The sequence below is a fragment of the Xanthomonas phaseoli pv. dieffenbachiae genome (genome assembly GCF_008639345.1).
Classification (GTDB): Bacteria; Pseudomonadota; Gammaproteobacteria; order Xanthomonadales; family Xanthomonadaceae; genus Xanthomonas; species Xanthomonas phaseoli.
The window spans coordinates 283,276-299,251 of sequence record NZ_CP041380.1 but is presented as its reverse complement, the minus strand read 5'-3'; the positions used below and the strand labels follow the sequence as shown (position 1 = coordinate 299,251).

The 15,976-nt window shown below is 66.3% G+C and carries 14 protein-coding genes and 1 pseudogene; 6 read left to right on the top strand and 9 right to left on the bottom strand.

The features are described from left to right. Nucleotides 1-95: 95 nt before the first annotated feature. From pcaC to FLG15_RS01335, 8 genes are all read right to left on the bottom strand, one after another. Nucleotides 96-509 carry a 4-carboxymuconolactone decarboxylase gene (pcaC, locus tag FLG15_RS01375; protein WP_057678861.1) on the bottom strand — a complete coding sequence of 138 codons (414 nt, stop codon included), beginning with the start codon at nucleotides 507-509 and terminating at the stop codon, nucleotides 96-98. Between the two features lie 26 nt (nucleotides 510-535). After that, the gene (gene pcaD, locus FLG15_RS01370) at nucleotides 536-1,318 is read right to left on the bottom strand and encodes a 3-oxoadipate enol-lactonase (RefSeq protein ID WP_057678860.1); all 783 of its coding nucleotides are present in this window, start codon (nucleotides 1,316-1,318) and stop codon (nucleotides 536-538) included. Nucleotides 1,319-1,328: 10 nt separating this feature from the next. After that, the gene (locus FLG15_RS01365; protein WP_150145404.1) at nucleotides 1,329-2,681 is read right to left on the bottom strand and encodes a 3-carboxy-cis,cis-muconate cycloisomerase; all 1,353 of its coding nucleotides are present in this window, start codon (nucleotides 2,679-2,681) and stop codon (nucleotides 1,329-1,331) included. Nucleotides 2,682-3,076: 395 nt separating this feature from the next. Further along, nucleotides 3,077-3,640, bottom strand: a complete 564-nt coding sequence (pcaG, locus tag FLG15_RS01355) for a protocatechuate 3,4-dioxygenase subunit alpha (RefSeq protein WP_057658890.1) — start codon at nucleotides 3,638-3,640, stop codon at nucleotides 3,077-3,079. Between the two features lie 4 nt (nucleotides 3,641-3,644). Then, nucleotides 3,645-4,382 carry a protocatechuate 3,4-dioxygenase subunit beta gene (gene pcaH, locus FLG15_RS01350; RefSeq protein ID WP_022558020.1) on the bottom strand — a complete coding sequence of 246 codons (738 nt, stop codon included), beginning with the start codon at nucleotides 4,380-4,382 and terminating at the stop codon, nucleotides 3,645-3,647. A 78-nt stretch (nucleotides 4,383-4,460) separates the two neighbouring features. Then, the gene (gene pcaF, locus FLG15_RS01345) at nucleotides 4,461-5,669 is read right to left on the bottom strand and encodes a 3-oxoadipyl-CoA thiolase (RefSeq protein ID WP_057678527.1); all 1,209 of its coding nucleotides are present in this window, start codon (nucleotides 5,667-5,669) and stop codon (nucleotides 4,461-4,463) included. Next, nucleotides 5,666-6,454, bottom strand: coding sequence for a CoA-transferase subunit beta (locus tag FLG15_RS01340; protein WP_057678528.1), 789 nt, complete (start codon nucleotides 6,452-6,454; stop codon nucleotides 5,666-5,668). Before FLG15_RS01340 ends, pcaF begins: the two co-directional genes overlap by 4 nt. Beyond that, entirely contained in the window at nucleotides 6,451-7,314 is an 864-nt protein-coding gene (locus tag FLG15_RS01335) for a CoA transferase subunit A (RefSeq protein WP_057658895.1), read from the bottom strand. The genes FLG15_RS01340 and FLG15_RS01335 overlap by 4 nt, the downstream gene beginning before the upstream one ends. Before the next feature lie 250 nt (nucleotides 7,315-7,564). Here FLG15_RS01335 and FLG15_RS01330 point away from each other — a divergent pair, with 250 nt between their 5' ends. From FLG15_RS01330 to glpK, 6 genes are all read left to right on the top strand, one after another. After that, nucleotides 7,565-8,641 (top strand): aromatic ring-hydroxylating dioxygenase subunit alpha, encoded by a 1,077-nt coding sequence (locus tag FLG15_RS01330; RefSeq protein ID WP_057663630.1) that lies wholly within the window; start codon nucleotides 7,565-7,567, stop codon nucleotides 8,639-8,641. 100 nt (nucleotides 8,642-8,741) lie between these two features. After that, nucleotides 8,742-9,725: a PDR/VanB family oxidoreductase gene (locus FLG15_RS01325; protein WP_057663627.1), complete on the top strand. Its 984-nt coding sequence runs from the start codon at nucleotides 8,742-8,744 to the stop codon at nucleotides 9,723-9,725. Between the two features lie 404 nt (nucleotides 9,726-10,129). After that, a complete protein-coding gene (locus FLG15_RS01320; RefSeq protein ID WP_057678529.1) occupies nucleotides 10,130-10,957 on the top strand; it encodes a DeoR/GlpR family DNA-binding transcription regulator in 828 nt (275 codons plus the stop codon). A gap of 221 nt (nucleotides 10,958-11,178) precedes the next feature. Further along, nucleotides 11,179-12,693: a glycerol-3-phosphate dehydrogenase gene (gene glpD / locus FLG15_RS01315; protein WP_057678530.1), complete on the top strand. Its 1,515-nt coding sequence runs from the start codon at nucleotides 11,179-11,181 to the stop codon at nucleotides 12,691-12,693. A gap of 174 nt (nucleotides 12,694-12,867) precedes the next feature. Further along, a complete protein-coding gene (locus tag FLG15_RS01310; RefSeq protein ID WP_057663618.1) occupies nucleotides 12,868-13,689 on the top strand; it encodes an MIP/aquaporin family protein in 822 nt (273 codons plus the stop codon). Between the two features lie 139 nt (nucleotides 13,690-13,828). Then, entirely contained in the window at nucleotides 13,829-15,328 is a 1,500-nt protein-coding gene (gene glpK, locus FLG15_RS01305) for a glycerol kinase GlpK (protein WP_057663634.1), read from the top strand. Between the two features lie 115 nt (nucleotides 15,329-15,443). Here glpK and FLG15_RS01300 read toward each other — a convergent pair. Further along, nucleotides 15,444-15,956: pseudogene (locus tag FLG15_RS01300) on the bottom strand (nuclear transport factor 2 family protein). Between the last annotated feature and the right edge of the window lie 20 nt (nucleotides 15,957-15,976).

The window sequence follows — 15,976 nt, the reverse complement described above, 5'->3', positions numbered from 1 at the left end:
CACCACGGTGGACGGGTGGTCCACGCCGCACCGAGTACCGAGCACGCGCGCCGGACGCTGAGCGCCATCGTTTTGTCCACCGCACTGAAACGACCTTACCGAGGTTGCGCCGTCGATGCTACGCCGGTCTCGGCGGCTTGCTCTTCCAGGATCGGCCTGGCCAGCGCGAACGCGTGGTTGGCGGCCGGCACGCCGCAGTAGATCGCCGCCTGCAGCAGCACTTCCTTGATCTGCGCAGGCGTCACGCCGTTGTTGCGCGCCGCACGCACGTGCAGCTTGAATTCTTCATCGTGGCCTAGCGCGATCATCATCGACAGGGTGATCAGCGAACGGGTGTGGGCCGGCAGGCCGTCGCGGGTCCAGATGCTGCCCCAGGCGTAGCGGGTGATCAGGTCCTGAAACTCTTCGGTGAAGTCGCTACGCGCGGCCAGCGCGCGGTCGACATGTGCATCGCCAAGGACGCGCCGGCGCTGGCGCATGCCGGCTTGATAACGTTCGTCTTCGTGCATGGAAGGTCCTTGCAAGGTGGGAAAGCTCACTGGCCCTGAAGAAAGCCGAGCACCGCCTGATTGAACGCGGCCGGCGATTCCAGGTTGCAGATGTGGCGGCCGGGCACCTGGGCGTAATGACCGTCCGGCGCGGCATAGGCGATCTCGCGCAGGTCAGGCGGTGGGCACACCGGGTCGTCGTCGCCGGCCAGCGCCAGCAGCGGCAGGTTCAACCCATCCAGCGCGCCACGGAAATCGGCATCGGCCACCGCCTGGCAGCAGGCGATGTACCCGGCCGGCGAAGTGGAGACGAAGGCAGCGGCGATCATGTCCAGGCGCTGCGCGTGGCTGACGGCAAATTCCGGGGTAAACCAGCGTTGCAGCGTGGCATCGATCAGCGTCGGAAGGCCCTCGCTGCGCACCTGTTCGATGCGGGTTTCCCAGGTGGCGGCATTGCCGATCTTCTGGGCGGTGGCGCATACCACCAGCCGGCGCAAGCGCTGCGGTGCATGCAGGCCCAGCCACTGGCCGGTGAGCCCGCCGATCGACAGGCCGCAGAAATCGCTTTGTGCGATCTCCAGCGCGTCCCACAGTGCCAGCACGTCCCGACCCAGGTCGGCCACGCCATACGGGCCGGGCGGCGTCTCCGAATACCCGTGGCCACGGCGGTCGTAGCGCAGGATGCGGTAGTGCGGGGCGAAGGCTTCGATCTGCACGTCCCACATGTGCAGATCGGTGCCCAGCGAATTGCAGAAGGTCAGCCAGGGGCGTCCTTCGGTGCCGTCCAGGCGGTAATGCAGGCGATGCGTGGGCAACTGGAGATAAGCCATCGAGGCACCGTCAACAGGAAGAAGATCCAGCCAGCACGCGGTCGATCCACACCGAGGACATGCCGCGCCAACTTGCGCTATCGAACACTGCCTGCAGTTGCGCGTGCGTGAGCACCGCGCTCACCTGCGCGTGCTCGCCAAGCACCTCGCGCAGATGCCGTTGCTGTGCCTGCGCGCGCAGCGCTGCCTGTTCCACCAGGGCGTGCGCCTGCGGCTTGCCTAGGTGTGGCGCGAGCGCGAACACCGCCGCCTCGGCGTAGAGCAGCCCGCCGTGGCTGTCCAAATGCGCCTGCATGCGCGTGCGATCCAGTTCCAGGCCGGACAGGCACAGCTGCATCTGCGCCAGGCTGCCGGCGGTGAGGCAGACGATCTGCGGCAAGGTGTCCCATTCGGCATGCCATTGGCCGGCCGCGCGCTCGTGCGGCTGTGCCATGGCGCTGAACAAGGTGGCGACCAGGCCCGGTACGCGGGTGGCCGCAGCCACCGCTGCCACGCTGGAGACCGGATTGCGCTTGTGCGGCATCGCCGACGAGCCGCCCTTGCCGGTGGCGGCCGGCTCGAACGCTTCGCCCACCTCCGATTGCATCAGCAACACCACGTCGCCGCCGATCTTGCCCAACGTGCCAGCCAGCAGGCCGAAGGCGCAGCCGACCTCGACGATGCGGTCGCGCGCGGTATGCCAGGGCAGCGCAGGCAGCGGCAACGCCAGCGTGCTCGCCAAGGCCTGCGCCACTTCCAGGCCACGGCCCTGCAACGAGGCCAGGGTGCCGGCCGCGCCGCCGAACTGCAGCACCAGGGCATCGCGCCGCAAGCCGTGCAGGCGCTGCTGCGCACGCTGCAGGGCGTCCAGCCAACCGGCGACCTTGAGCCCGAAGGTGACCGGCACGGCCTGTTGCAGCAGGGTGCGTCCGGGCAGGCCGGTGTTGCGCTCGCTTTCGGCCAGCACCGCCAGATCGGCGCACAGGGCGTGCAGACGCGGCAGCAACAGATCGAGCGCAGCGCGCAGCTGCAGCACCGTGCCGGTATCGATGACGTCCTGGCTGGTCGCGCCCCAGTGCACCCAGCGCGCAGCGGAGTTGTCGTGCGCGGCCACCTGCGCGGTCAGCGCCTTGACCAGCGGAATGGCGGGGTTGCCGGCCAGCGCCGTGGCCTGCGCCAACGCGGCCAGGTCGTAGTGCTGCACATCGCAGGCAGCGGCAATGGCCTGCGCGGCCTCGGCGGGAATCACCCCGCACTGCGCCTGGGCGCACGCCAGTGCGGACTCGAACTGCAGCATCGCCTGCACGCGCGCGGCATCGTCGAACAAGGCCTCGCACGCAGGCGCGCCGAACAAGGATCCCAACAACGAAGATGTCGCGCTCATGCATTGCATCTCTAGGCGTGCCGGCAGCATCGCACCGATGTCCCAGGGTGCCAACTAGACCAAAGGGCAATGCATGCGGCGCGCCTGCCACTGCCGGGGTGATGTGGATGAGGCCATGCGTACTTGCGGTGCGTGCACGCGCGTTTGCCACGCGGACCGCCGCCCCTGAGGCGTGTGCGTGCGCCGTCATGGCGCATTGCGTGCCGCCGGAGAGACCTGGGCGGTTTTGTGGCGGCGGGCGCTTGTGCACTCGCGCGCGTAGCGCTGTTGGCGCTGTTGGCGCTGTTGGCGCTGTTGGCGCTGTTGGCGCTGTTGGCGCTGTTGGCGCGGCAGCGTGCCGGCAGGATGCAGCGCGGTCCCCGCACACAGACGGCGTTTCAAGATCGGCATGCGGATCAATAGCGGAAGAACACCGTTTCCGCTTCACCCTGCATGTGGATGTCCCAGGTGTAGGCACCACCTGGAAGCGGCTGGGCCAGCAAGGTGGCGCGCCGCTCAGCCGGCACCAGCGCCAGGATCGGGTCGCTGCCCAGCTGCGGGTCGTCGGCGAAATACAGCCGCGTCGACGCCGCGCGCAGCAGGCCGCGCATGAACACCAGCACCGTCAGATGCGCTGCCTGCTGCTTGCCGTCCGGGCCCGCCACCCTGCCCGGCTTGATGGTGCTGAAGGAAAAACGCCCGTGCGCGTCGGTCGGCACGCGGCCCCAGCCGTCGAAGCTGGGGTCGTGCGCCTGGCAGCGAGGGTCGGCCGCATGCGCATAGATGCCGGCAGCATCGGCTTGCCACACTTCCAGCACCGCATCGGCCACGGGCGCGCCGGCACCATCGAAGATGCAACCGCTGATCTGCACATGCGCGCCCGCTGCCTGCGCAGGTGCGATCTGTTGGCGATACAGCGGCTCCAAGCCAAGCCGGTAATATGGGCCGACGGTCTGCGACGGCGTTGCATGCAGGCTCATCGTGTCACTCCCAGACCGTTTGCTTGCGACCGCGCAAGACGATGTCGAAGCGGTAGGCCAATGCGTATTCGCTGACCGCATTTTCCCAGTCGAAACTGGACACCATGCGTTCACGCGCCAACGCATCGTCGACGCAGTTGTAGATGGGGTCGTGCGCCAGTAGCGGGTCGCCGGGGAAATACATCTGAGTGACCAGCCGCTGCCCGATGCCATCGCCGTGCAACGAAAAATGGATGTGCGCCGGCCGCCAGGCGTTGTAGTGATTGCGCCACGGATACGCGCCCGGCTTGATGGTCTTGAAACTGTAGCGGCCGTGCGCATCGGTCAGCACCTGGCCGGTGCCGCGGAAGTTGGGGTCCAGCGGTGCGTCGTGCTGGTCGCCAGCGTGCTGGTAGCGGCCTGCCGCATTGCATTGCCACACTTCAACGATGCTGTTGCGGACCGGCCTGCCGTTTTCGTCGAGCACGCGGCCGGAGACGATGATGCGCTCGCCCAGCGGCGCGCCACTGAAACCGGCAGTGAGATCGGCCGCGTGCGCGCCCAGCGTAAGCCGGTCCAGGCGCGGGCCAGTGACTTCCGACAGCGTGACCGGCAGGTCGATCGGCGCACGCGTGGGCCCGCGCAGGGTGGTGGAAGCGTATGCCGGATGCAGGTAGGCCGGCTGCGTACCGGGCCGGCTGCGGCGATAACCGAGCAGCGGTTCGGCGGCGATGGCAGGTTGCTCAGCGGTGGGATCGCGCATCTTGAATCTCCGTCGGCAGCAAGACGACTCGAACGACATGGGTGCGAGGGAAGGACGAGGGAGGTTGCAACGGCCGGTTCACAGGCGCTCGATCGCCAACGCCACGCCCTGCCCCACGCCGATGCACATGCTGGCCAGCCCGAACCGCCCGTTGCCCGCCTCCAGCTGCCGCAGCAAGGTCAGCGCCAGCCGCGCGCCGCTCATGCCGAGCGGATGCCCAAGCGCAATGGCGCCACCGTTGGCATTGACGTGTGCGGCATCGTCGGCCAGGCCCAATGCACGCGTGCAGGCCAGCGCCTGCGCGGCGAAGGCTTCATTGAGTTCGATCGCATCGAACTGCGCGATGCGCAGGTTCAAGCGCGCCAGCAGACGCTCGGTGGCCGGCACCGGGCCGATGCCCATGTACGCCGGCTCCACGCCCGCCGAGGCGAACCCCAGCACACGCGCACGCGGCGTCAGCCGATGCGTCTGCACGGCCTGCGCCGAGGCCAGCAGCAAGGCAGCGGCGCCATCGTTGAGACCGGAGGCATTGCCGGCCGTCACGGTACCGGGCTGGCGGAACACCGGTTTGAGCTTGGCCAACATCTCGGCGGTGGTGTTGGGACGCGGCGCTTCATCGTGTTCGACGGTGGAGGCATCGCCGCCCTTGCGCGCGGCCACGGCCACCGGGGTGATTTCGCCATCGAAAAAACCGGCCGCCTGCGCCGCCGCTGCGCGCTGCTGGCTGCGCAGGGCAAACGCATCCTGGTCTTGGCGCGCGATGGCATACCGCTGTGCCACGTTCTCTGCCGTTTCACCCATCAATTCGATGCCATAGACGGCTTGCAGGCGCGGATTGATGAAGCGCCAGCCCATGGTGGTGTCTTCCAGCTGCTGGGTGCGGGCGAAGGCGCTGTCGGCCTTGCCCATCACCCAGGGCGCGCGCGACATCGATTCGACACCGCCGGCAATGGCAAGATCCAGTTCGCCGGCACGCATGCCGCGCGCCACCGTGCCGATCGCGTCCAAGCCCGAGCCGCACAGGCGATTGAGCGTGCTGCCCGGCACCGAAGACGGCACGCCGGCCAGCAACAGACTCATCCGCGCGACATTGCGATTGTCTTCGCCGGCCTGGTTGGCGCAGCCCAGGTACACATCGTCGATTGCGGCCGGCTCCAGCTGCGGCTGCCGCGCCAGCAATGCGGCGATCGGCACTGCGCCCAGGTCGTCGGCACGCACGCTGGACAAGGCGCCACCGTAACGGCCGATCGGCGTGCGGATGCCATCGATCAGATACACCTCGCTCATGCCTGGGCTCCCGCTGCCTGCGCGCCATGTGCCGCATCGGTGCGTGCCTGCAGCGCGCGCAGGGCGTCCAGCTCGGCACCGCTGGGCGGCGTGGTGTGTGCAAGGTCGGCGGCGAACCGGATCGGCCACCCGGTCGCCGCGCTGACCTGCTGGCGCGTGGTGCCGGGATGCAACGAGGTCACGGTGAGTTCGCGGGTCACAGGGTCGGGCTCCATCACGCACAGGTCGGTGACGACCACGGTCGGGCCGGCGCCGGGCAGGCCGGCACGCGCGCGCGCATCGCCCCCGTCCAGATGCCCGACCGTGGTGATGAAGTCCAAGCGTGAAACGAAGCTGCGTGTGGATTGGCGCATGATGATGAACACCTGCTTGGCGCTGGCCGCGATTTCCGGCGCGCCACCGGCGCCGGGAAGCCGCGTCTTCGGTGCGTCATAGGAGCCAATCACGGTGGTGTTGAGGTTGGCGTAGCGATCGATCTGCGCCGCGCCCAGAAAGCCCACGTCCACGCGCCCGCCCTGCAACCAGTAGCGGAAGATCTCTGGCGTGGAGACCACGGTGTCGGCGGTTTCGGCCAGCTCGCCATCGCCGATCGAGAGCGGCAAAACCTGCGGGCGCGCACCGATCGGGCCGGATTCGTAGATCAAGGTGACGTCGGGCGCATGCGTAAGCCGCGCCAGATTGGCGGCAGTGGACGGCAAGCCGATGCCGACAAAACACACCGCGCCATCGGGCAGGCGACGCGCAGCGGCCACCGTCATCATTTCGTTGGTGCTGTAGGCGCTCATGCGGCCACCTGCTGCTGCGACCGTGCATACACGCGCTGAAAACCGGCGAAGTCGTCGGTGTCGAGAATATGCGCCTGGATCCAGGCCTGGAACGTCGCACGGTCGCGCGCGATCGCATCCCAGGCCAGATAGAACCGGTTGTCGCGCGCGTAATAGCCATGCGCATACGAGGGCGCGGCGCCACCGGGCACCACGCAGACCGCATCGACCACCCAACGCGGCAGGATGCAGGCATTGGGTGGCGCATCGAGGCTGTCGACGATCTCTTCCACCGTCACGATCACCTTGCGCGCTGCCAGCGCGGCCTCTTTCTGCACACCCAGAATGCCCCACAGCAGCACGTTGCCGCGGCGATCGGCCTGCTGGGCGTGGATCACCGTGACATCGGGATTGACGGCCGGCGAGGTGGCCAGTGTCTGGCCGGTATACGGGCACTGCAGGAACCTGATGCTGTCGTTGACGCGCGGCAGATCCGAACCGACATACCCGCGCAACACTGCAAACGGCAGCCCCGACGCACCGGCCACATAGGCATTGGCCATATCGGCGTGACTGTGTTCGCGAATCTGCAGCGGCTGCGGCCAGGCGTGTTCCACTGCATCGCGCAACCGGTGCAACGAGCCGACGCCGGGATTGCCGCCCCAGGAAAACCGCAGCGCTGTCGCGCAGCCGGCGCCGATCAACTGGTCGTAGATCAGGTCCGGCGTCATGCGCACCAGACGCAGCGCGCGCTTGCGCTGGCGAATGACTTCGTGCCCGGCCGCTTGCGGAATCAGATGGGTGAAGCCTTCCATCGCCACGCAGTCGCCATCGGCGATCAGCTGCGACACCGCGTCGGCGAGAGCGACGATTTCGGCCATTGCGTTCCCTTCAGCACAGCGAGCGTGGGGTCACGGTAGGCGCAGCCGACGGGACGGTCAATCCGATAATCGGTGACTCGAATCGATATTCGCACAATTTCGCCAGACCAGTGGCGCGCCCACATTGTCTCCGGTGTATACATAACTTCGCTCGCAAGCGGACGCCAGCGTTGCGATGCGCGCTAACTAGCTGCAGGCCGGCGCAAGCCGCGTCGCATCCAGGTTGCCTACATACCCAGGAGTCACGGTCATGTCGCAGTCCAAGCCGCTGTTTCCCCTCAACGCGTGGTATGCCGTTGCCTGGGACCATGAGATCAAGCACGTGCTCAGCCCGCGCAAGCTCTGCAACCTGGACGTAGTGGTCTACCGCACCACCGCCGGCACAGTCGTTGCGCTCGAAGACGCGTGCTGGCATCGGCTGGTGCCGTTGTCGATGGGCAAGCTGCGCGGCGACGATGTGGTGTGCGGCTATCACGGGCTGGTCTACAACACGCAGGGGCGCTGCGTGCACATGCCCTCGCAGGACACCATCAATCCCTCGGCCTGCGTGCGCAGCTTCCCGGTGGCCGAAAAACACCGCTACGTCTGGATCTGGCCGGGCGACCCGGCCAAGGCCGATACGCGCCTGATCCCCGACCTGCACTGGTCGCACGATCCGGCGTGGGCCGGCGATGGCCGTACCATCCACGCCAAATGCGACTATCGGCTAGTGCTGGACAACCTGATGGACCTGACCCACGAGACCTTCGTGCACGGCTCCAGCATCGGCCAGGACGAAGTGGCCGAAGCGCCATTCGATGTGGTGCATGGCGATCGCAGCGTCATCGTGTCGCGCTGGATGCGCAATATCGACCCGCCGCCGTTCTGGGCCAGCCAGATCGCCCGCCACCTGGACTACCGCGGCAAGGTCGATCGCTGGCAGATCATCCGTTTCGAGGCGCCCTCCACCATCGCCATCGATGTGGGGGTGGCCATCGCCGGCACCGGTGCGCCCGAGGGCGATCGCAGCCAGGGCGTCAACGGCTACGTGCTCAACACCATCACTCCCGAAACCGACACCACCTGCCATTACTTCTGGGCGTTCATGCGCAACTACGCGCTGCACGACCAGTCGCTGACCACGCTCACCCGCGAGGGCGTGACAGGCGTCTTCGGCGAAGACGAAGCAGTGCTGGAAGCGCAGCAACGCGCCATCGATGCGCACCCGGATCACACCTTCTACAACCTCAACGTCGATGCCGGCGGCATGTGGGCGCGACGCGTGATCGACCGCCTGATCGCGCAGGAACAACGCGCGCAGGATCTGTCGTTGCGCATGGTGGGCTGAGCACGTCGCATGCGGACCGCCCTGTCATCGATCACAGCGACGCATTGCAGCCCCGTCGCAGCCGGCGCCGGCCCACAGACCTCATTGCCTGGAGCCCTTCATGCGTAAAGACACCCAGTGGCATCGCGCCCGCGTGGTCAGTATTGCCGACGCCTGCCCGGGCGTGCGCGAAATCGTGCTCGATCCCGGTACCGCCGCGCGCAGCTTCGAGGTGGGCAGCCACGTGGATTTCCGTTTGCAGTTGCATGGCCGCGACGATGTGCGCTCGTATTCGTTGGTGGGCGAACCGCGTGCCGATGGGTACTACCAGATTGCAGTACGACAAATGCCCGACAGCCGCGGCGGCTCGCTGCAGATGTGGACGCTTGCGCCGGGCGACGTGGTGGAGATGTCCCCGCCCAGCAACAATTTCGCGCTGGACGAAAGCGGCGAGGAAATCCTGCTGATCGCCGGCGGTATCGGCATCACCCCGATCATCGGCATGGCGCAGCGGCTGGCGCGCCGGCATCGCGCGTTTCGTCTGCTGTACGCCGGCCGCTCGCGCAGCGCAATGGCGTATGTCGGCACGCTGGAAGCACTGCTGGGCGAACGTTTGCAGTTGCAATGCGACGACAGCGCCGGCCCGCCGGATCTGGCTGCCGAACTGGCGCGCCTGTCGCCCAATGCCGAGGTGTATGTGTGCGGCCCGCTGGGCATGCTCGAAGCGGTGCGCCAGCACTGGCACGCCGCCGGACGGCCACGTGCGCGCCTGCACTTCGAAACCTTCGGCAATAGCGGGCGGGTGCCGGCGCAGGCGTTCGTGGTGAAGTTGCCGGAGCTGGGCCTGGAAGTGCCGGTGGCTGAAAACGAATCGATGCTGGACGCATTGGCCGATGCCGGGGTGGAGCTGATCGCCGAGTGCCGCCGTGGCGAATGCGGTTTGTGTGCAGTGGACGTGCTGGACAGTTCCGCCGATATCGATCACCGCGACGTGTTCTTCAGCGACGAGCAGCGCCGGGAGAATCGCAAGCTGTGTGCCTGCGTGTCGCGTGCGGTAGGCGGCAGCATCAGCATCGACACCGGCTATCGCAGCGCGCTGGGCTGAATCCGGCCGTCCAGCCGTTTGGCGGCCAGCCACTCCTGCGTGTTCACATCTCGCCGGGGTGCAGCGGCAGGCGCACATCGCTGCGCGTATCGTCTGGCGGCTGCGGTTGATACTGGGCTTCAGCAAGGAACGCGTTTGCGGCGCCCGCGTTGCATCGGCCAACCCACTGCCGTGTCCACGCATGCTGGCAACTTCTCGTTGGCGCTTCAGCAGCACACATCGAGGGCGATGATTCTTACCGAGCCCTGGCCGAGCCTGCTGGGCAATCGGATGCGTCCAGGAACGCGAAGCCTGGGCGCAGCGCATCCGGCAATCGTCAAGCGTGCACCGCTTCAGGCCGATGTTCGCCCGCAAGCCCATATCGCGCGCTGCGTGCACGCGGCCGTGTTTGCATCCTCACGCGTATGCGCGATCATCTGCGCATGGAGTCGACTCACTACAGGACTGTCCCGGCGCCGGCATTGAACCCGCGCCAGGAGCAATTGGTGGCGCTGGTGCGGCAGCAGGGCTTTGCCGAGGTCGAAGGTTTGGCCACGCGCTTCGAGGTAACGCCGCAGACCATCCGGCGCGATCTGACCCTGCTCTGCGATGCCGGCGTGCTGCGCCGCTATCACGGCGGCGTCAGCATGCCCTCCAGCGTGGAGAATCTGGCCTACACCGCACGCAAGGCGCTGCAGGCCCGCGAAAAACAGCACATCGCCGCACGTGTTGCGCGCTTCATTCCCGACGATGCCTCGCTGTTCATCAACCTGGGGACCACCAACGAAGAAGTCGCACGCGCGTTGCTGCAGCACCGCGGACTCCGGGTGATCACCAACAATCTCAACGTAGCGGTGATGCTCAGCGCCAACCCCAGCTTCGAGGTGATCGTGGCCGGCGGTGTGGTGCGCGGGCGCGACCAAGGCGTGACCGGCGAGGCGACGGTGGAGCTGATCCGCCAGTTCAAAGTGGATTTCGGGGTGATCGGCATTTCCGGCATCGATCTGGACGGCACCCTGCTGGATTTCGATTACCAGGAAGTGCGGGTGGCGCAGGCCATCATCGAGCACTCGCGGCACGTGCTGCTGGCCGCCGACCACAGCAAATTCGGCCGCAACGCCATGGTGCGGCTGGGCGCACTTGCACAGGTGCACGACTGGTTCACCGACCGGCCGCCGCCGCAGGAGCTGGCGAGTGTGCTGGCCGAGGCCGGCACCCGGGTGCACCTGGCGGACGCGAACGCAACCGACTGAGGCGGATGTTCGTTTTTGATCGTTTTTATGCGATGGCCGCCAAGAACCACCGAGTTCGCCAATAAGCCGCATTTAATCTCCGTTTCCACAGCCGATTTGCGTGCCTGTCCCTGGTCGCGTTGGCGCCAACCGTCTTCACGCCGCCGCAAGGTTCGATGTTCGAATATGTTCGAACATGACAACTTGGGTTCGCTCGTCAGCGCACCCGGACGGAGGCACCGATGGGCGAGATGTACGATCTTCTGGTAATCGGCGGCGGCATCAACGGGGTCGGCATTGCCCGTGACGCGGCCGGGCGCGGTTTGTCGGTGTGCCTGTGCGAGCAGGACGACCTGGCCGCGCACACCAGCAGCGCCAGTACCAAGCTCATTCACGGCGGCCTGCGCTATCTTGAGCAGTACGAATTCGCGCTGGTCGGCAAGGCACTGGCCGAGCGCGAAGTGTTGCTGCGGCTGGCCCCGCACATCATCTGGCCGTTGCGCTTCCTGCTGCCCCATCAACCGCACCTGCGTCCGGCCTGGATGATTCGCGCCGGACTGTTCCTGTACGACCATCTGGGCGGCAGCAAGCGCAGCCTGCCGCGCTCGCGCCGGCTATCGCTGCGGACGCACCCGGTCGGTGCGCCGCTGCAGGAGTCGCTGCGCACCGGCTTCGTGTATTCGGACGCCTGGGTACAGGACGCGCGGCTGGTGGTGCTCAACGCGATGGACGCCGCCAGGCGCGGTGCCAAGATCCACACCCGCACGCGTTGCGTCGGTGCCTGGCGCGATGCGGGCTTCTGGTATGCCGAGCTCGAAGACCGCCAGGGCCGCCGCCGCACGGTGCAGGCGCGCGCGCTCGCCAATGCGGCCGGCCCCTGGGCAGTGTCGTTCCTGGACACCGTGGCCGCGGTGCCGCACGAACACGCACTGCGGCTGGTCAAGGGTAGCCATATCGTGGTGCCCAAGCTGTTCGATCACGACCATGCATACATCTTCCAGCAACCGGACCGGCGCATCGTGTTCGCCATCCCCTACGAGCACGACTTCACCTTGATCGGCACCACCGACGTGGACTACGAGGCCGACCCCGCCGCGCCGAAGATCGATGCGGCCGAAGTGCAGTATCTGTGCGATGCGGTGAACCTGTATTTCCAGCAGCAGATCTCCCCCGCCGATGTGGTGTGGAACTACAGCGGCGTGCGCCCGTTGCTGGACGACGCCGAAGACAACGCAGCCGAAGTGACCCGCGATTACCAGCTGGAAGTGGTCACCGAGGGTGCGCCGTTGCTCAACGTGTTCGGCGGCAAGCTCACCACTTATCGCAAGCTGGCCGAAGAGGCGGTGGACCGGCTGACCCACGCGCTGGGCGCACGCAAGCCGGCGTGGACCGCGCGTGGCGAAGCATTACCGGGCGGCGAGCAGCGCGATATCGCCAGCTTGCTGGAACGCGTCGGCCGCGCGCGCCCGTGGCTACCGGCAGCGACCGCGCAGCGGCTGGTGCGCAACTACGGCACCTGCGCCGAACAACTGCTCGGCGATGCGCAAAGCCTGGCCGATCTGGGCACGCACTTCGGCGCGGACCTGTATCAGGCCGAGGTGGATTACCTGCGTGAACACGAATGGGCGGTGGCTGCCGACGATATTCTGTGGCGGCGCAGCAAGCTCGGCCTGCGGATCGATGCGGCCGCGCGGCAGCGCCTGGAAGACTATCTGCAGACGCAACCGATCCGGCAACGCGACGTCGCTTCTGCTTGAACACACCGCGTTGTCGGCGAGGACGGGTCGTCCGGCAACGTATTACGGCGCTTCAGCCAGCATCACCCAAGTCACGTGGAGGGCACCCCAGATGAGCATCACCGACCACCGCTGCGCGCAAGCAAGCGTGCTGCACGCTGTTATCTGCATCATCGACCTTGCGGGCATGCGCGCATGAGCCGGCAACTCGTGGGTGAGTTGATCTCCGAAGCGGTCGCCATGTTCATCATCATCGCGCTCGGCGATTCGGTGGCGGCGATGTACATCCTGTACGACCCCAGCCCCTATCAAAACGCCTATTGGGGCGTGTGTATCGCCTGGGGCCTGGCGGTGACGCTGGCGATCTACGTGACCGGCTCGGTGTCCGGCACGCACGCCAATCCGGCGGTCACGCTGGCACTGGCGCTGTTCCGCGGCTTTTCCTGGAAGAAGGTGGTGCCCTACTGGGTCGCTCAGGTCGTCGGCGCATTCCTGGGCGCGGCCATCGTCTATCAGTTGTACGGGCCGGTGATCGATCACTTCAACCAAGTGCAGCAGCTCACCCGCGAAGCCGGCGGCGCGGCCGGGGTGTTCTTCACCGCACCGGGTTTGGCGGTCACGCCGATGCACGCGTTGGTCGACCAGATCATCATCACCGCGTTCCTGATCTTCGGCATCTTCGCCATCACCGAGCAGTTCAACGAGGCCGCACCGACTGCCAACTCCGGCGCGTTGATGATCGGCTTGCTGGTCGCCACGCTAGGCGCGTCGATGGGCTATCTGGAAGCCTGGGCGATGAATCCGGCGCGCGACTTCGGCCCGCGCCTGTTTGCGTATTTCGCCGGCTGGGGCGAGGCCGCGTTGCCGGCCAAGGACAACTATTGGTGGATCCCGATCGTTGGCCCGTTGATCGGTGGGCCGATCGGCGCGCTGGCCTATCAGTGGTTGATCCTGCCATTCCTGCCGGCGCGGGTGCGCCATCTGCAGGGTGGCGGCAAACCACACGATCCGCTGTGATGGTGCTGAGCGAAGTCAACGATCACCCTGGCCACGCGTGACGTTATCTGTGGCCAAACCATGACGGCCACGCGTCGTCATCGCCTGCACCGACCTTTCTCGCCGTGCGCCAATGCCGGCATTGTTCGAGGAATCTTCGATGGAAAAGCAGTACGTCCTTGCGATCGATCAAGGCACCACCAGCTCACGCGCGATGTTGTTCGACCGCCAGGGCAAGGTGGCCGGCGTGGCGCAGCGCGAATTCGGCCAGATCTTTCCGCAGCCGGGTTGGGTGGAACACAACCCGCGCGAGATCATGACCAGCGTCTATACCACCATCACCGAGCTGCTCAACAACGCGCAGATCGATGCGCGCGCGATCGCCGGGATCGGCATCACCAACCAGCGCGAGACCGCGGTGGTGTGGGACAAGGCCACCGGCCAGCCGATCTACAACGCCATCGTGTGGCAGTCGCGACAGACCAAGGACATCTGCGCCCAGCTCAAGGAAGCCGGGCATGAGCAGATGGTGCGCGACAAGACCGGTTTGCTGATCGACGCGTATTTTTCCGGGACCAAGGTCAAGTGGATCCTCGACCACGTCGAAGGCGCGCGCGAACGCGCGCAAAACGGCGAGCTGGCATTCGGCACCATCGACAGCTGGCTGATCTGGAATCTCACCGGCGGCAAGGTGCACGTCACCGACTACACCAATGCTTCGCGCACCATGATGTTCAACATCCACACCCTGGAATGGGATGCCGAACTGCTGGCCATGCTGGACGTGCCGGCGCAGATGCTGCCGGAAGTACGCTCCTCCAGCGAGGTCTATGGCATGACCCAGACCCAGTATTTCTATGGCGAGCAGGTGCCCATCGCCGGCATTGCCGGGGACCAGCAGGCCGCGTTGTTCGGCCAGGCCTGTTTCGAACCTGGCATGGCGAAAAACACCTACGGCACCGGCTGTTTCATGCTGATGAACACCGGCGACAAGGCGGTGGCTTCCAAGGCCGGTTTGTTGACCACGATTGCCTGGGGCATCGACGGCAAGGTCGAATACGCCTTGGAAGGGGCCATCTTCGTCGCCGGCTCGGTGGTGCAGTGGCTGCGCGATGGCCTGCGCATGCTGGGCAAGGCCAGCGATTCGCAAGCCTACGCCGAGCGTGCCGGCGACAACGACGGCGTGTACATCGTGCCGGCCTTCGTCGGCCTGGGCGCGCCGTACTGGCGCAGCGACATCCGCGGCGCGGTGTTCGGGCTGACGCGTGGCACCACCAAGGAACACTTCGTGCGCGCAGCCGTCGAATCGATGGCCTACCAGACCCGCGACGTGCTCACCGCGATGCAGAGCGATTCCGGCATCGAACTGAAAGAACTGCGTGCCGATGGCGGCGCCATCGCCAACGACTTCATGGCGCAGTTCCAGAGCGACATCCTCAATGTGCCTGTACTCCGCCCGGAAGTCGCGGAAACCACGGCGCTCGGTGCGGCCTATCTGGCAGGTCTTGCAACCGGGTTCTGGGGCAGCCGCGAGGAAATCGCCAAGCAATGGGCGGTGGATCGCCGCTTCGAATCGGCCATGGCCGACGACAAGCGCGAGGCCTTGTACGCCGGCTGGCAGCAGGCAGTGGAAGCGACGATGGGGTTCCGCATCAGCTGACACGGGTGTCGCCAACACGACAGCGCCCACCATGAGGTGGGCGCTGTGACGAGCGAATCCTCTGCGTCGAGGACACACGCAGGGCTAGGCAACGCAGCCTGGTGTGCAGCAGTGGTTACTGGCCGCCGGTGCTGGCACGGCCAGCGATGGTATCCGAGTCCCAATGTTCCTTGATCAGACCGTTCTCGATCCGGAACATGTCGAACCACGTGGTGGTGTACGTGGTGCCGGGCTTGTTGGGGTTGGGCAAGGTGCGCACCGACACCAGGGTGACCAGATCGCCATCGGCGGTGATGGCGACCAAGGGCAATTGCACCCGCGGCTGCACCGGCGTCGGCTTCACGAACGCGGTCAGGAAGGCGATAAACGCATCGCGTCCATTGGCCACGTTCGGATTGTGCTGGATGTAGTTCTTGTCCATGTACATCGGCGCGTACTACACCTGGCCAGCTTCGAACACGGTGCGCCAGAAATCGTAGACTAGCCGCTTGTTGGCAGTTTCATACCAGGTGCTGCCGAGCAGCATCTTCTGATGATTCGGATTGGCCGTCACCGCAGTCTGCGCGAACGCGGCCATTGGCGCGACCAACATGACCAGCAACAAGGTACGGGAGAGCAACTTCTTCATGGAGTACTCCTGGGTGGAGA